Here is a 15,973-nt window from a genome sequence, read left to right as displayed (position 1 = left end):
GATTGATTGGATCAGGTTGCGTCGAATGCCGCATAGATCTTGCGTACTGGCGTCACCGACTCCCAGGTGCCGACAAAGCCTGCCGGGATCACGAACGCGTCACCTTGATAGAAGGTCCACATGTCACCGTCTTGGTTTTCAATGGTTGCTGTACCCTCGAGCAGGATGCACAATTCGTTTTCCGAGTAGTTGACGTTCAGTTTGCACGCCTCACTGGACCACTGCCCCACGTTGAACTGCTCAGTACTGTCGGAATAAGCATTCCAGAGGCGTGTCGCTGGCTCGCCCGAGATCAGCTTCTCGGCGGCAATGTCGCTTTCGTGCAGCGGAACTGACCGATCGACACGCGTTATCGTATTGTTGCTCATTGTTTTTAGAACTCCGGGAAAAAGGCGGCCCGGCATTGCGCCGGACCAGTTGGGGAGATTTGTTATTGAACCTTGCGTAGTGCCACGCGGAGGATGCCGATCAGTTCGTCAATCTGATCTTCCGAGATGATCAATGGCGGTGACAGGGCGATGATGTCGCCGGTCACGCGGATCAGCGCACCTTGTTCGAAGCACTCAGTGAACACGTCAAAAGCACGTGCGCCCGGAGCTCCGTCGCGCGAGGACAGCTCAATCCCGCCGATCAGGCCCAGATTTCGAATATCGATAACATTCGGTTCATCGCGCAGCGAATGCACCGCATGCTGCCATTTCTCATTCAAGTCCGCAGCACGGGTCAGCAATTGACCGGATTCGTAGATGTCCAGAACGGCCAAACCGGCTGCACAGGCAATCGGATGGCCTGAATAGGTGTACCCGTGGAACAACTCGATCATGTTTTCCGGGCCCTGCATGAACGCGTCATGAACGTGCTTTTGGGCAAACACAGCGCCCATAGGAACTACGCCGTTGGTCAGACCCTTGGCCGTGGTGAACAAGTCGGGGGTCACGCCAAAGAACTGGGATGCAAACGGCGTACCGAGACGGCCAAAGCCAGTGATCACCTCATCAAATATCAGCAGGATACCGTGTTTGGTGCAGATCTCACGCAGGCGCTCAAGGTAGCCCTTGGGCGGAACCAAAACGCCAGTTGACCCGGCAACAGGCTCAACGATACAGGCCGCGATGGTTTCCGCACCGTGCAGCGCAACGATGCGTTCCAAATCTTCGGCCAGATCGGTGCCGTATTCGGGTTGCCCCTTGGCAAAGGCGTTTTCCGGCAGATGCGTGTGGCGCAGATGGTCAACGCCGGTCAACATACCGCCGAACTGACGGCGGTTGTTAACGATACCGCCAACAGAAATGCCGCCAAAGCCTACCCCGTGATAACCGCGTTCGCGCCCGATGAAGCGGGTTCTTGTACCTTCGCCACGGGCTCTGTGATAGGCCAGAGCCATTTTGAGCGCAGTATCAACCGATTCCGATCCTGAACCGGTATAAAACACATGATCGAACCCCTCGGGAGCCAATGCCTTGAGGCGTTCGGCAAAGGCAAAAGCCAGATCGTGACTGATGTTAAAACTCGGAGCATAGTCCATCTGACTTAACTGGTGATGAACCGCATCGGCAATTTCCTGATAGCCGTGGCCCGCGTTGCAACACCACAGTCCGGCGGTGCCGTCGATGATCTCTCGGCCATCGTCGGTTGTGTAGTGCATTCCCTTGGCCCCAGATAGTATCTTGGGAGCCGCCTTGAATTGCCGATTGGCCGTGAACGGCATCCAATAGGCGTCGAGATTTCGGTTTTGAAGGTTCATAATGTCCTCACAAAGCTGTCGTTACAGCGCTTTCTTCAGGTGATAGGATTTTGGCCGCGTCAGTGAGTTGTAACCAAGTATCGACAGTGTTGTGCCGCGTCCTGTATTCTTACAGCCGGTCCAACATACAGCAGGGTCCAGATAGTCGCAGCGGTTCATGAACACGGTGCCAGTTTCGATCCGGGCACCAATTTCGGCGGCGCGGTCGGCATCCTGCGTCCACAGGCTTGCTGTCAGTCCAAACTCGCTGTCATTCATCAACGCGATGGCTTCCTCATCAGACGACACCTTCATGATGCCGACAACCGGGCCAAAGCTTTCGTCACGCATCACGCGCATGTCGTGGTTTACGTCCACCAGGATCTGCGGTGCCAGATAGGCCCCGCCATCATCCGCCGGGAAATTTTCCGGGTCGATCAACGCCTTTGCGCCATCAGCGATGCCCTCACTGATCTGGTCGCGCACTTCCTGCGCAAATCGCACATTGGCCATGGGACCAATGGTCGTACCCTCTTCAAACGGGTTGCCCAGATTCAGCTTGTTTACCTCGGCCACGGCCTTTTCAACGAACTCGTCGAACTTACTTTCATGGACATAAACGCGCTCAATCCCACAGCAGCACTGACCGGCGTTGAAGAACGCACCATCCATAAGGGTCGCAACAGCTGCATCCACATCGGCGTCTTGCATCAAATAAGCCGGATCCTTGCCGCCCAATTCGGTGCCAACGCCGGTGAATGTACCCGCCGCCGCGCGCTCCATCGCTTGGCCGCCGCCAACTGAGCCGGTAAAGTTGACAAAGCCGAAATGGCCTTCGCCGATCAACTCGGACGTAGTGCTGTGGTCGAAGAACACATTTTGCAAAACATCGGTCGGGAAACCCACCTCGTCAAAAGCTTTTACGATCAACTCACCTGCAATCAGGGTCTGGGCTGCGTGCTTCATGATGACCGAGTTACCAGCGATCAATGCAGGCACCAGTGAGTTGATAGTGGTCAGGAACGGATAGTTCCAAGGCGCCACAATAAAGACGATGCCAACCGGCTCTTTCTCAATACGGCGTTCAAACTTGTCGCTATCCTCAGCCACAATTGGCTTCAGCGCCTCTTCGGCAATATCGGCCATATAGGTTGCGCGCTCGACACAACCGTTGAATTCAAAGAACTGCGCCGTGGGGCGACCCATCATATGGGCGACCTGTTCGGCCGCTTCGTCGCGGTGGGTTGCCAGCTGGTGGATGGCTTTCATGACCAGATCACGACGTTCTGTCAGCGGACGTGCGGCCCAGTCCTTGCCCGCTGCCTTGCTGCGTTTGATCCGGTCCAACGCCTCATCTTTGGACATAGCCTGACGGGTTACATATACTTCGCCGTTGACCGGCGATACGCATTTGATTTCAGACATTTATCAGATCTCCTCTGCGGATCAGCGCAGTTTTTCCTTGAGTTTGTAGTACATCATGCCTACCGCAATCGCCTGACTTCCAAGCGCGCGGGTGAACGGCAGTTTCATGTGACGAACGTTTTCGTAGATAAGAAAATCCGTCATGTCGCCGGTGATGGCCTCGGCCATGATCTCGCCCATGATATGGGTGAGGGCGATGCCATGCCCGGAATAGCCCTGTACGTAGAACACGTTGTCGCTGATCTTGCCGACCTGTGGGATGCGGTTGATGACGATACCGTCAATACCGGCCCAGCTGAACTCGATATCCACACCTTTCAGGCGCGGAAACGTTCGCTCCATTGCCGGTCGCAATTCTGAACCGATATCTTTGCTGTCGCGACCGGAATAGTTGGTTCCGCCACCGAACATCAGGCGGTGATCGGCGGTGCAACGATAGTAGTCCAGCACGAACCGACAATCGTACACGGCCAGGTTATGCGGGTTGATCTGGCGCGCAACCTCTTCGCCCAGCTGAGCCGTGGCCATATTAGCCAGCGACGCCGGGAACAGCTTGCCTGCCAGCTCCTTCTGTTCGAGGAAGTGATAGGCGTTGCCTGCAATCAGCACGGTATCCGCGGTAACTCGGCCATGCTCGGTGACCAGAACCGGACGAACACCATGTTCGATCTTCGTCACCTGCGAGTTTTCGAACACTTTTGCGCCCAGTGATTCTGCCGCCCGAGCCTCTCCCACGCACAGGTCCATTGAATGGACGTGCATGTTGCGCCGATTTAGCAGGCCACCGCAGTAAATCTCCGTTTCCAGATATTTGGGAATGTCCTTGCCGTCGATCAGCTCAAGATCGTCCCCCATGCCGCGCTCTTGCGCTTCGTCATGGATGGCCTTCAACTCTTCCATATGCGCAGGCTTCATCGCGGTCTGGAGGTGGCCGAAATTCAGATCGCACTCAATACCGTATTTTTCAATCCGGTTGCGAATGATGTCATGGCCCTTCCAGCGCGTCTGCCACACAACGTCATCCGCCTCTGAGCCGACGGTGCGCTTGAACTCGCGCGCCATAGCAATATCGCCTGACAGGCTGCCGGTGATTTGACCACCGTTCCGTCCGGTGGCGCCCCAACCGATTTTCTTGGCTTCAAGCAATGCAACGGTCTTGCCGCGCTCGGCCAACTCAACAGCAGCGGCGACACCGCTAAAGCCGCCCCCGATGATTGCAACATCCACATCCAAGTTCTCTGACAATGTCGCGAACCCGTTGGTATCACGGGTCGTTGCTGCATAGTACGAGTTTGTGTGCATACAGATTCCCTTTTTGATCAAATTTATTATCAACAATCCATCAACGCAAGGGCTCGTTTAAAATTTCGCAATCTATTGTTTTATAATTATTTTCATACGTTGACGGATGAATTTCGCCTTAAAGTACTCGATTCACTTAACAGTTTTGACAAAAACAAAAAACGGGGCGCAACTGCACCCCGCACTGATAGATCAACTGAAACTTTGACATACGCTACAGTGTATTGTGGATGTCCTCTGCCACAACTAGGCCGGACTTGTGAGCACCAGCGACTGTCGCCCAGTCATCTTCACTTAGCGCTTCACCAGCAAACCATAGGCGGTCCGCTTCCTGTGAACGCAATTCGTCGCGCGACCATGCACCACCAGGTTCCGCAGAAGCGTAAGAACCATAGGTGTAAGGATTGGTGGTCCAATCAAATGTGGAACTGTTGATGATGGCATCCTCAACCTTAGAGCCGAATGCCTTTTTCAGTTCGGAAACAACGAAGTCATACATTGCGCCGGTGCCTTCATCCGACATCTGGCGCGCAAAGTCGCCACCTAGATCGCAATAAGTGATGCCGTGACCGCTGGCATCGACAAGCGCACCAAAGCCCTTGGGCGCGCCGTTCATCTGTTCAGTGATTTTATAGCCATAGTAGCCGTCTTCACCGATGCCAAAGAAATTCTCGCTCAGCTGCAATGCAACATGGTTGTAGTGCCCCATGGTCAGGACGTTGATTGCTTCCTGCTTTTTTACCGGCAGCGGCGGGTCGAACTTGATGTCCCCGCTTGCCAGAACGCCCATTGAAACTGTTACGACAACAGCACGCGCCTTGATAGTGCCATTGTCGGTCACAACCTCGACACCAGAGCCACCCCAGCGAATTTCTGAAGCAGCGGTTTCAAGTGTGACGGGTACATCGCGGGCGCTGTGCGCAAACAGAGTGCCGAAACCTTCGCGGCAGTACCAATCAGTGCCACCTTCGGCCGAGTACCAGTCTGAGCATGAGAAATTGGCCAGATCCTTGGCCATCTCATACGCGCCCTGATATACGTCTACCATCAAGTTCAGATCGCCAGCATCAGGCACAACAGATGCAGCAGAGACATCTTGCCCGTTCTCTCCTGCGAGCAACATCGCATCAACTGCTGCCTCGTCAGCCGCTCGATATGCCGCGAGCTCGCTGTCCGTCATGGGACGGTCACCGTTATACCAAATCTCGTCAAGCGGGCTTTTGTACAGGTCAAATCCGTTTTCAAGCCCGTAATCCACAAAGGGGTTTTCTTCCCTGTAATGCAACCAATGAGCTCCAACATCATAGGGCACGCCAAATACTTCGGAGTCCGTGTGAACGCGCCCCCCTATACGGCTATCGGCTTCAATAACCGTAACCGTCAAGCCACGACGTGTAAGTTCACGTGCTGTCGAAATACCGGCAGCACCCGCGCCAATCACAACGACATCTACGTCAGCTGCATGAGCACGGCGCACAAACATCGGCGTCGCAAGCGCCGCTGCGCCGGTCAGCAGAGCATTCCTTCTGGTAATCATGGCCATATAGCGTCCCTCCACTTTTGATCAAAACCGTTCATGGCGCATCATTACCCCAATGAAGGCTTTCAAACAATCCCCGTGATGCTTAACATAGTAAAAGTAGGTATAAATTACCAAAATTTGTTAAGAATTTGAGGCAATCACTACTGTTCAATTCTACGTGTAAACTTAACGCCACAAGCTTGACATGTGATTTTGATCAATAGTTACCTTTCTTAGGGAGCTGGTTTCATCACAAGCGCGCGGGTGCCCCGACGCTCCTTTTCACCAATTGTCCAGAAGGAGACAAAAATGATTTGCCACCCAAACTCGAAGACTCCAGGTAAAGTTCTCGCTACAGCCATCGCATTAAGCGCCGGAGCGGTAACCTCAGCGTTTGCTGAAGAGTTACTGAACACATACGAAGGGGTCGCCATGGATGGTTTTGACGTTGTCGCGTACTTTTCTGAAAACGCTCCGGTTATGGGTCTGGAACAGCATACAGTAACCTACAAGGGTGGCGAATGGCGTTTCTCTTCAGCGGAAAACGCCGCTGCCTTTAGAAGCAGCCCTGAGAATTACGCGCCCCAGTTTAACGGATTTTGTTCCTATGCCGTTTCTGAAGGGTATGGCGCCGAAGTAGACTTCATCAAGGGTTGGTCTGTGGTGGACGGCAAATTGTATTTAAACTGGAACGAAGAAACAAAGGACGAATTCCTGGCTGAACACGCAATGCGGATCAGCGCCGCCGAATCCGCGTGGCCTGCGGTTCATTCCGGGATTCAGGATGGCAGTGTGCCGCTTTACCGTCATGCAGACGAACCTGCAGAAGGAATCTCTCACCCACAGACTCTTGACCATGAAGGATGAAGTCCAGGCCTTGCCTGCCAAATCATGACCAAACTGATTCTGACAATGCTCTGACCGACCGGTCAGAGCGCAAATCTTTGTGTTATGTTGAAGAAAACGCGACCACCGAAACTTTGGTCATTTTTCGATTGGCCAACCCAATATTGCGTTAGAACATACAGGAGTGTTCAGTCTTGTCATTGGGTGCGTCTCGTGAACCCTGAACCGTAACTTATCTTCGTTACGTCAGTGCTGGATGTCGGCGCGACCGGAAAACTTGCCAACTGCTTTCGGTTCACCTTGAAAATAGGCAACAACTGACACGAAGATTGCTGATGCCAAGAGCCTTTCTTCTCGAAACAGTGATAAATGGCCAGGTCAGCGGCACAACGCAATCTGGCCCCGACCGGCTTGAGCACCTGCCGGGGCCACTCAGACCCTGAATTCCGTGAGTGGTGGGTCTGAGGGGAGGGTCTGTTTAGCCTAGCGTGGGCATCACGAATTCGGGATCCGTGCGCATGCCCGACGGCCAACGCGTGGTGGTCGTCTTGATGCGGGTATAGAAGCGAACGCCTTCCATTCCATGCATGTGATGATCACCAAAGATCGACGCCTTCCAGCCACCAAAGCTGTGGAAAGCCATTGGAACCGGAATCGGAACGTTTACGCCGACCATACCGACCTCGATGTCCTGGCTGAAGTTACGCGCCACGTCGCCATCACGGGTAAAAATGGCGGTTCCGTTTGCGTATTCGTGGCCGTGAATCAGATCAATTGCTTCCTGGTACGAATTTTTGCGGACAACCGAGAGAACCGGGCCAAAGATTTCTTCTTTGTAGCAGGTCATGCCTTCGGTCACGTTGTCCAGCAGCGTCCCGCCGACATAGTACCCGTTTTCGTAGCCTTGCTTGTCCTGCTTGAAGTTCCGGCCGTCGATGACAACTTTGGCCCCCTGTTCTTCACCAGAAGTGATATAGCCTTTGACCTTGTTCATATGCTGCTCGGTGACCAGCGGACCCATTTCCGAGGTACGGTCGGCAGCCGGGCCAACCTTCAACGCTTCGATCTGCGGAACCAGCTTTTCGATCAGTGCGTCAGCAACCTTGTCGGTGACCGGAACGGCAACCGAGATCGCCATGCAGCGCTCGCCGGCGGAACCGTAGGCGGCACCCATCAGTGCGCTTGCCGCCATGTCCAGATCGGCGTCGGGCATGATGACCATGTGGTTTTTCGCGCCACCCAGGGCCTGCACGCGCTTTCCGTTGGAAATACCTGTTTCGTAGATATACTTCGCGATCGGGGTCGAACCAACGAAGCTGATTGCCTTGACGTCCGGGTGATGCAGCAGTGCGTCAACCGCTTCCTTGTCACCCTGAACCACGTTGAACACGCCCTCCGGAAGGCCCGCTTCGGTCAGCCATTCGGCGATCAGCAGCGAGGCAGAAGGGTCACGCTCGGACGGTTTCAAGACAAAGGTGTTGCCGGTGGCCAGTGCAACCGGGAACATCCACATTGGAACCATGCAAGGAAAGTTGAACGGGGTGATGCCCGCGCAAACACCCAGCGACTGGCGAATGTTGTGGCTGTCAACGCCGGAACCGACATTTTCGCTGAAGTCGCCCTTCATCAGGTGCGGTGCGCCAACTGCGAATTCAACAACTTCCAGGCCGCGGGTCACTTCACCCAGAGCGTCGTCATGGGTTTTGCCGTGCTCGGCCGAGATCACTTCGGCCAGCTGGTCGCCACGTTCCCACAGGATGTTCTTGAACTTGTCCAGGATACGGGCACGGCGCAGCGCCGGAGTTTTCGACCACTTGGGCCAAGTCGCCTTGGCCGCGGCAACGGCTGCATCAACCTCAGCGGTCGAGGCCAGCGCCACGGTTTTCTCGGACGTTCCGGTCGCGGGGTTAAAGACGGGCTGTTCGCGGCCCGAAGTGCCCGCAACAGCTGCATTGTTGATGTAGTGCGCAATGGTCGTCATAGCGGCCTCCAGCAGAATTTGATCAAAAGCTTGATTCACTATTCATTTGCGTATATCAACGATGAAAATCGCAACCCTGATATACGAAAATAGTTACTCGCCATGAACTGGGATGATATTCGGGTCTTGCTAGCGGTCGCCCGCTCGGGTCAACTTTTGGCGGCATCTACACGACTGGGCATTACCCAAGCCACAGCCAGCCGCCGCATCGCACGTCTGGAAGAAGCCTTTTCGGTTCCCCTGCTAATCCGCCAATCCAACGGGTGTGCGCTGACCGAAGAATGCGAACGCATGATGCCAATCTTCGAAGTCATTGAAGCCCGATTTGCTGAAGCCACCGCCATCGCCACCAACCAAAAGCTTGAAATCGAAGGGATAGTCCGAATTGCGGTGCCCGACGCCTTTTCACAGTACTTCATGCCCGAGGTCCTGCGCGAGCTGGCTGAGAGTTTTCCGCACCTGGAGGTTCAGCTAGTTCCTTTGGGCCGCAACCTGTCGCTTTCTAAAAGGGACGCCGACATCGCCATCACGGTAGGCCGGCCGTCGCAGGACAGTCTGATTTGCCGGAATCTGACCGAGTATTCGCTGAATCTGTATGCGTCCAGTTCCTACCTTCAAGACTTTCCCGCTCCCGATACGCTAGACGATCTTTCACAGCACCGGTTGGTCGGCTTTGTCGACGACATGCTGGCGACGCCCTCCATGAACTACAGTCAGGAAGTGTTCGGGAAGTTCCGCCCGACGATTCGAATCTCCAGCGCGGTGACTCAGGTTCAAGCAGTGCGGGCAGGCACGGGCATCGGGATTTTGCACAACTTCGCTGCCCGGCAATACGATGATCTATCGCTGGTCTTGGCGCACGAACGCATTCAGAGGGAATACTGGATCGTCTGGCATGATCAGGACCCGCTGCCCATGAGAGTTCGAACCACGATTGATGTGCTAACGGCGCATGCTAAGGCCAAATCCAGAGGTTTCTGGACCAACACCGGTCCTTAAGGTCGAGCCTCAAGAGCATATCGCAGCCGATCGTACAGAAATGCGGCCGTACCTTAGAACGGGTGCGATCCATGAATTGGCAAGCGCGTCACAGGGTCAATTGGCAGAGGCAAACGGGTACGCCCTCGAAATGACCGCCTGACAGACGCAGGCCAGGCCTGCCGTCAGCCGCGTGCAAACAAGTTGGCAAAGCCATCGCCATGGTTTCCTCCCTGATGGCTCACTTTGTTATCGTTATCTCATGACAAACGGATCCGGGATCGGATCGTCACTGGTGCGCAACCAGACCGATTTGATCTTGGTGTAATCAAGTGCGGCCTGCAGACCGCCTTCGCGCCCGTGACCCGAAAGGCCATGGCCTCCGAATGGAGCGATGGGGCTGACGGCACGGTAGGTATTGACCCAGACGATGCCTGCGCGAATGGCGCCGATCATGCGATGTGCGCGAGTCAGGTTCTGGGTGAACAGGCCCGAGGCCAGCCCGAATTTCGTGTCATTTGCGATTGCGATGGCTTCTGCTTCGGTCTCAAACGAGGTCACTGAGAGAACCGGCCCAAAGAACTCATTGGTGAGGCTGTCCGCATCCGGTATGTCCGAGCAATCCAGAATGGTCGGCGGAAAAAAGAACCCGTCCCGGTCAACGGGCTTGCCACCTGTTACCAGTTTGGCCCCCTGCGCAATCGACCGCTCGATCAGATCAACCGCGACGTCCCGCTGACGCTTAGTGCACAGCGGGCCAACCTCGGTCGCCATATCGTCGGGTACTCCGATGATGACCGCCTCGGCCTTTTCCTTGAGCCGCGCCAGAAACGCGTCCTTGATCGAGGCCTGCACCACGAGGCGCGAGCCCGCGACGCAACTCTGGCCGGTCGCAGCAAAGATACCGGACACCTGCGCATTCACGGCGCTTTCGATATCGGCATCATCAAAGACGATGAACGGGGATTTCCCGCCCAGTTCCAGCGAGGTCGAAGCCAGATTTTCGGCCGAGTTGCGCACGATATGTCGCGCTGTTTCCGGCCCGCCGGTAAAGGCCACATGGACGACTTTAGGATGGCTGGTCAACGTGGCCCCTGCCACGGGACCACCGGTGATGACATTCAACACGCCCTTGGGGAACCCTGCCTGATCGAAGATGCGGGCAAATTCCAGCATTGGCGCGGGGCCTTCCTCGGACGCTTTCAGCACAACTGTGCATCCCGCCGCCAAGGCCGGACCAATCTTGACCGCAGACAGGAACAGCTGGGAATTCCACGGCACGATTGCCGCCACAACACCGATTGGTTCGCGGCGCAGCCAGACCTCCATATCCGGCTTGTCGATCGGCAGATGCGCGCCTTCGATCTTGTCGGCCAGCCCCGCATAATACCGGTAATATTCGGCCACATAGGCAATTTGGGCCGATGTCTCGCGGATGATCTTGCCGGTATCGCGGGTCTCCAACTCCGCCAGACGGGGTGCATTTTCGGCGATGAGGTCGGCCAGCCGGTGCAGCAACTTACCGCGCGCCGTTGCGGTCATCCCCGCCCATTCGGGCGAAAAGAATGCCTGTTCAGCAGATTCAACAGCCCGGTTGACGTCCTCGGCACTCGCATCGGGCATCAGAGCCCAGACCGTGCCTGTGGCCGGATCAAGACTTTCGAACTGTCCTGCCCCATCCGAGAACGCGCCGTCGATATACTGTTGAAACTGCTGCATTTTACGTCAATCCCTTACTGAAACGTCGGCATGACGTCTTTGATGAACCGCTCCAGCGAGGCCTTCTTGCGCTCGAACGGCATGCTTGAATCGATCCAGAACGAGTATTCGTCGTACCCAAGCTCTTCGCTAATACGGAGGCGGTCGATGACTGTGTCAGCGGTGCCGATGACCAGATCACGCTCCATGTTTTCCGGGGTATAGAACGGATGCGCTGCGATTTCTTCGTCCGTCAGCGGCTCGATCAGACCTTGCGTGATGTCGCGCTTGTTCATGAACCAGGCGCCGAAATAGCAATAGAAGCGGTTCAGCTCGATCGCCGCTTGTTTCACGTCGGCCTCATCCTCGGCCACATAGGTGTGACGTAGCAGCATGATTTTTGGCCGCGCAATATCCGGGAATTTCTCGCAAGCCACATTGAATTTGGACATGAGGTCTTCCACCTCACCATCTCCATTCCAAAGCGGTGTCACCTGAACGTTGCAGCCATTCTGGACCGCGAACTCGTGACTGTTTGGATCACGAGCCGCGACCCATATGGGGGGGCCATCCTGCTGTAAAGGTAACGGTGCTGAGGTCGTTTTCGGGAACTGGTGGAACTCACCCTCATGCTCATAGTCGCCCTGCCACAGCTTCTGAACGGCGGGAATAAGCTCGCGCATGCGCTGACCGGCCTCCCACGCGTCCATGCCGGGCATGATGCGCTCATACTCAAAGCTGTAGGCCCCGCGCGCGATGCCAAGATCCAGACGCCCGTCGGTGATTATGTCGGCCATCGCCGCTTCACCCGCCAGACGGATCGGATGCCAGAACGGAGCGATCACTGTACCCGTCCCAAGCCGCACGTTCTTGGTGTGGCGCGCGACATCGACCAAATTCAGAAACGGGTTTGGCGCGATGGTAAAGTTCATCCCGTGATGTTCACCGGTCCAGACCGCGTGCATCCCGCCTTCGTCGGCGATTTTGCACAGCTGAATGAACTCATCATACAGCTGCTTTTGGTCCTGATCCGGAGAGATCCGTTCCATATGCGCAAAGAGTGAGAATTTCATGCCAAGTTAGCTCCCCGCAGTGAGTGGTTTGACTTCGCCACTCACCTCATTTCCGTAATACACCCCGAAATTCCCGATGCGGCTTTCTTTGGCGAACCGCTCGAGCATGGTGCAGATGGCCGGATCGGCGATATCCATCAGAGTGGACTCGCTGATCTCGGTGAAAACACCATTTTCCGGATCACCATCATCAGCCTGACACAGGAACGAGATGTGTTGAAGTTTGCGCGCTTCATCCTGATAAACTGAGTAGATAAACCCCGGCTCCGCCTGTACGCCGCTCTCGCTGATAAGGCGGTTCAGGGCCGCGTTGGCACCATCAGCCACATCATCGGTGGACGGGATTGTCAGGCGGCCATTGCCGTCACCCTGCAGCAGGATTTTCCCATCCCTTTCGATCAGGGCGGACACGACCATGCCTGTCCGTTTGCTCAGGGCCTTGGCTTCGGCTGCGGGGGTTACATAGGCACCCCGGGCATAGCCCAGCCCGGGTGCGATATTGTGATCAAAGGCTTTGACTTCACCAATCAGGATCAGATGGTCGCCTGCATCAACGGTTCGGGACATGTCACAGTCGAACCAAGCCGAGACGTCATCAAGGATCGGTGATCCGTTGGGACCAGGCTGCCAGTCAACAGCTGCAAACCGGTCTTCGACCGGGCGGGCAAAGGTATTCGACACCTCGATCTGACTTTCCGACAGAATGTTGATCGCGAATTTTGATGTGTTGGCGAAGGTCTCATAGTTGTTTGAGGTGTTGGCAAGGCATACCAGCACCAGAGGCGGCTCAAGAGAAACCGAAGCAAATGAGTTTGCGGTAAAGCCCAGCGGGTTTCCGCCCTCATCATGCGCGGTCACGACAGTAACGCCGGTCATGTAGGTGCCAAACGCATTTCGCAGGGCGCGGGGGTTGCTCAACATGCGCGAGTCGAATTCGATCATTTTGGGTCAACCTCTTCCGATGGGGTTTGCAACCAGGTTTCCAAAGCTGCATTCACGGTTTCCGGCGCGGTCAGGTTCACTATGTGACGGTGATTTTCGATCACGATAGCCCTCCCATTCTGAGCAGCCTTTGCCATCGCGTGGGACATGGCCGGGGTCGAATTCGGGTCGTCGCCTCCGGTCAGCGCCAGCAGCGGGCAGGTTATCGTGCCAAACCCGTTCGCATAAAGCGCGTCGCCACGTGCAAACGCATTATACGCGGTGGCGTAACCTTCGATGTTAACTTCTGAGAGCCACGCCGCGACTTTTCTGCGGGCAGCTTTTTCTGCGGCCGTATCACCAAACCATCGCCGCAACGGAGTTTCCACGTCAAAGGAACCTGTGCTGATCAGTTTCGCGCGCGCTATCACGGATTTGCTTGCAGCTTCATCTCTACGGAATACGCCATTAATCAAAGCGACCCGCTCAACCCGGACCGGGTTACGTACGGCGAGACCACCGGCAATCAGCGCACCCATCGAATGGCCGGCAAGATTGACACTCTCAAAGTCAAATGCGTTCAGAACTGTCAACAACCAGTCCAGAAACACCGGCAGGTCAGAACCTTCGGGGATGTGATCACTGCCGCCATGGCCGGGCATATCCAGCGCAATCACATGGTGCGACTTTGCAAGATATTCGATCTGAGGAGTCCAGGCCGCCGATTGCATGCCGACGCCATGGATCAAAACGACGGGGGCCGCTTTCCCGGCATTGGAAAGCCCCGCCTCTCGATACGCGACTTTGCCGAAAGGCTCAGACAGCTGCAGGGTTGTCGACGTCATGGCCCAGCTCCTTGAGATCTTGATATCGGTCGCCGATGCGGTGATGCGGACGGCCACCAATCGAGGCACCAAGCGCGATCATGATCTCATCTGGCGCGGGTGCATCTGCAACCTGCAGCTGGATAGTCAGGTAATGGCTGCGCCGACCGCCGTCGTTCTTGTCCATCAGCGGGATCTGCATCGCGGCATTTGCCGGACCGCGCGTATTGGTGAACGCCAGATAGGACTTGGCACCAACCGCCTCACGATAGAAATTGCCGAAACGCAAGGTATGGATCAGCGCCGAACCATGCTCGACTTCGCCGTTGACACCGACGATCGCCGCCTTGCCATAGCCTTCGACCATGTCTCCACCACCGGCGGCGTCCAGCACCATTTCGGTCAGCAGGCTGCCGAGGCCCGGGGCGCAATCGTGAATCTCGGGTTTCAGGTCATCAACAAAGCCACGCCCGGCCCACGGATTCCGTATCACCGCGACCGCTGCAATCATCTTTAGCGGCTGTTCTGCAACTTTCCCCCCTTCGATCAGGGTGTTTTCTACGTGCAGCAGTGTTTTGCGGATTTCGGCGGGCATGACGGTGTTCCTTGCGAATCGATATCAAGTAAGATGGTATACCATCACACCACCTGTCAATCATACCTTGTACAAAAAAAGCCAAGCCGATAATGTTACCGCTATGAGCGCTCCCAAACTAATGAAAATCGATCACCCTCCGGCTACGCTGCGAGATATGGTTCAGGACCGTATGCGCGAGGCGATCATCGAAGGAGTATTCCAGCCCGGGCAACGGCTTGTTGAGCGGCCTTTGTGTGACCAATTGGGTGTGAGCAGAACGGTGATCCGCGAAACCATCCGCTATCTCGAGGCTGAAGGGCTGGTGGAAATACTGCCAGGACGCGGACCGATAGTTGCAACGATGAGCCGCGACGATGCGCGGCAAATCTATGATATTCGCCGCATGTTGGAAACGGCCGCAGCCGAAAACTGCGCCCGTATGATCACACCCGAACGTGCAAACTCCCTAAAAGACGCGTTGAAAAGATTGAAACAAGGTTTCTCAGATCGAACCCCGGGAACGCTGTTTCGTGCCACCGCCGATTTCTATTCCGAGATCTTTGACGGTGCGGGGCACTACATCGCCTGGGACATCGTGCAGCGATTGAATGGCCGCATAAGCCGTCTGCGTATGATGACCCTGTCGGCCACCGACCGGGACCGCCCCGGCATCGCACATATGGAACGGATCTGCGAGGCCATCATTTCCGGAAACACCGACGCTGCGCGTGCCGCCGTCGAAAGTCATTTGGATGACACAACCGCAATCGCCGACCGGCTGCTTGCCGAAGAAGAAAGGCAAAGTCATGACTAAAGCAGCAAAAGGCTACTGGATTGCCAACGTGACTGTGACCGACCCCGAAGCCTATCAGAACTATCAGGCAATCGCCCCAGAAGCCTTCCGAAAATACGGTGGTCGGTTTCTGGCGCGCGGCGAGGCGGAAACATTGGAAGGTCAGCAGTGGCAGAGACGGGTCATCATCGAGTTTGACACTGTCGAACAAGCGCATGCCTGCTACGCGTCAGATGAATATCGAGCAGCGCGTGCCAAACGCTCTGGCGCATGTCACGCAGACATCGCAATTATTGAAGGACTGTGTTGA

15 protein-coding genes are annotated in these 15,973 nt (G+C 55.7%); 4 read left to right on the top strand and 11 right to left on the bottom strand.

Going from position 1 to position 15,973, the window contains the following annotated elements:
• Window positions 1-11: 11 nt before the first annotated feature.
• From ACR0LF_RS06475 to ACR0LF_RS06455, 5 genes are all read right to left on the bottom strand, one after another.
• Window positions 12-368 carry a cupin domain-containing protein gene (locus ACR0LF_RS06475; protein WP_480580500.1) on the bottom strand — a complete coding sequence of 119 codons (357 nt, stop codon included), beginning with the start codon at window positions 366-368 and terminating at the stop codon, window positions 12-14.
• Window positions 369-430: 62 nt separating this feature from the next.
• Window positions 431-1,744 (bottom strand): omega-aminotransferase AptA, encoded by a 1,314-nt coding sequence (gene aptA, locus ACR0LF_RS06470; protein WP_480580501.1) that lies wholly within the window; start codon window positions 1,742-1,744, stop codon window positions 431-433.
• A 21-nt stretch (window positions 1,745-1,765) separates the two neighbouring features.
• Window positions 1,766-3,148 (bottom strand): aldehyde dehydrogenase family protein, encoded by a 1,383-nt coding sequence (locus tag ACR0LF_RS06465; RefSeq protein WP_480580503.1) that lies wholly within the window; start codon window positions 3,146-3,148, stop codon window positions 1,766-1,768.
• 21 nt (window positions 3,149-3,169) lie between these two features.
• Window positions 3,170-4,450, bottom strand: coding sequence for an NAD(P)/FAD-dependent oxidoreductase (locus ACR0LF_RS06460; RefSeq protein WP_480580504.1), 1,281 nt, complete (start codon window positions 4,448-4,450; stop codon window positions 3,170-3,172).
• Between the two features lie 214 nt (window positions 4,451-4,664).
• A complete protein-coding gene (locus ACR0LF_RS06455) occupies window positions 4,665-5,993 on the bottom strand; it encodes a flavin monoamine oxidase family protein (protein ID WP_480580506.1) in 1,329 nt (442 codons plus the stop codon).
• A 288-nt stretch (window positions 5,994-6,281) separates the two neighbouring features.
• Between ACR0LF_RS06455 and ACR0LF_RS06450 the strand changes: the two genes are divergently transcribed.
• Window positions 6,282-6,839 (top strand): YHS domain-containing (seleno)protein, encoded by a 558-nt coding sequence (locus tag ACR0LF_RS06450; RefSeq protein WP_480580508.1) that lies wholly within the window; start codon window positions 6,282-6,284, stop codon window positions 6,837-6,839.
• 457 nt (window positions 6,840-7,296) lie between these two features.
• Here the strand turns inward: ACR0LF_RS06450 and ACR0LF_RS06445 are convergent, their stop codons facing one another.
• On the bottom strand, window positions 7,297-8,799 hold the full coding sequence (locus ACR0LF_RS06445) for a CoA-acylating methylmalonate-semialdehyde dehydrogenase (protein ID WP_480580510.1): 1,503 nt from the start codon (window positions 8,797-8,799) through the stop codon (window positions 7,297-7,299).
• Window positions 8,800-8,901: 102 nt separating this feature from the next.
• Between ACR0LF_RS06445 and ACR0LF_RS06440 the strand changes: the two genes are divergently transcribed.
• Window positions 8,902-9,798 carry a LysR family transcriptional regulator gene (locus tag ACR0LF_RS06440; protein ID WP_480580512.1) on the top strand — a complete coding sequence of 299 codons (897 nt, stop codon included), beginning with the start codon at window positions 8,902-8,904 and terminating at the stop codon, window positions 9,796-9,798.
• 234 nt (window positions 9,799-10,032) lie between these two features.
• Here ACR0LF_RS06440 and ACR0LF_RS06435 read toward each other — a convergent pair whose 3' ends face one another.
• Genes ACR0LF_RS06435 through ACR0LF_RS06415 form a run of 5 tightly spaced genes read right to left on the bottom strand, consistent with a single transcriptional unit; the run spans window position 10,033 to window position 14,888 of the window.
• Window positions 10,033-11,496, bottom strand: coding sequence for an aldehyde dehydrogenase (locus tag ACR0LF_RS06435; protein WP_480580514.1), 1,464 nt, complete (start codon window positions 11,494-11,496; stop codon window positions 10,033-10,035).
• Window positions 11,497-11,510: 14 nt separating this feature from the next.
• Window positions 11,511-12,548, bottom strand: a complete 1,038-nt coding sequence (locus ACR0LF_RS06430) for an LLM class flavin-dependent oxidoreductase (RefSeq protein WP_480580516.1) — start codon at window positions 12,546-12,548, stop codon at window positions 11,511-11,513.
• A 6-nt stretch (window positions 12,549-12,554) separates the two neighbouring features.
• Window positions 12,555-13,490 (bottom strand): flavin reductase, encoded by a 936-nt coding sequence (locus ACR0LF_RS06425; protein ID WP_480580518.1) that lies wholly within the window; start codon window positions 13,488-13,490, stop codon window positions 12,555-12,557.
• On the bottom strand, window positions 13,487-14,314 hold the full coding sequence (locus tag ACR0LF_RS06420) for an alpha/beta fold hydrolase (protein WP_480580520.1): 828 nt from the start codon (window positions 14,312-14,314) through the stop codon (window positions 13,487-13,489). Before ACR0LF_RS06420 ends, ACR0LF_RS06425 begins: the two co-directional genes overlap by 4 nt.
• The gene (locus tag ACR0LF_RS06415) at window positions 14,286-14,888 is read right to left on the bottom strand and encodes an amino acid synthesis family protein (RefSeq protein ID WP_480580522.1); all 603 of its coding nucleotides are present in this window, start codon (window positions 14,886-14,888) and stop codon (window positions 14,286-14,288) included. The genes ACR0LF_RS06420 and ACR0LF_RS06415 overlap by 29 nt, the downstream gene beginning before the upstream one ends.
• A 103-nt stretch (window positions 14,889-14,991) precedes the next feature.
• Between ACR0LF_RS06415 and ACR0LF_RS06410 the strand changes: the two genes are divergently transcribed.
• Together ACR0LF_RS06410 and ACR0LF_RS06405 are read left to right on the top strand one after the other, a co-directional pair.
• Entirely contained in the window at window positions 14,992-15,684 is a 693-nt protein-coding gene (locus ACR0LF_RS06410; RefSeq protein WP_480580524.1) for a GntR family transcriptional regulator, read from the top strand.
• Window positions 15,677-15,973, top strand: coding sequence for a DUF1330 domain-containing protein (locus tag ACR0LF_RS06405; protein ID WP_480580526.1), 297 nt, complete (start codon window positions 15,677-15,679; stop codon window positions 15,971-15,973). The genes ACR0LF_RS06410 and ACR0LF_RS06405 overlap by 8 nt, the downstream gene beginning before the upstream one ends.

Source organism: Ruegeria sp. E8 (genome assembly GCF_056533985.1).
Note: the sequence above shows the minus strand (reverse complement) of the source record. Positions and strands in the feature narration are given on the sequence as shown.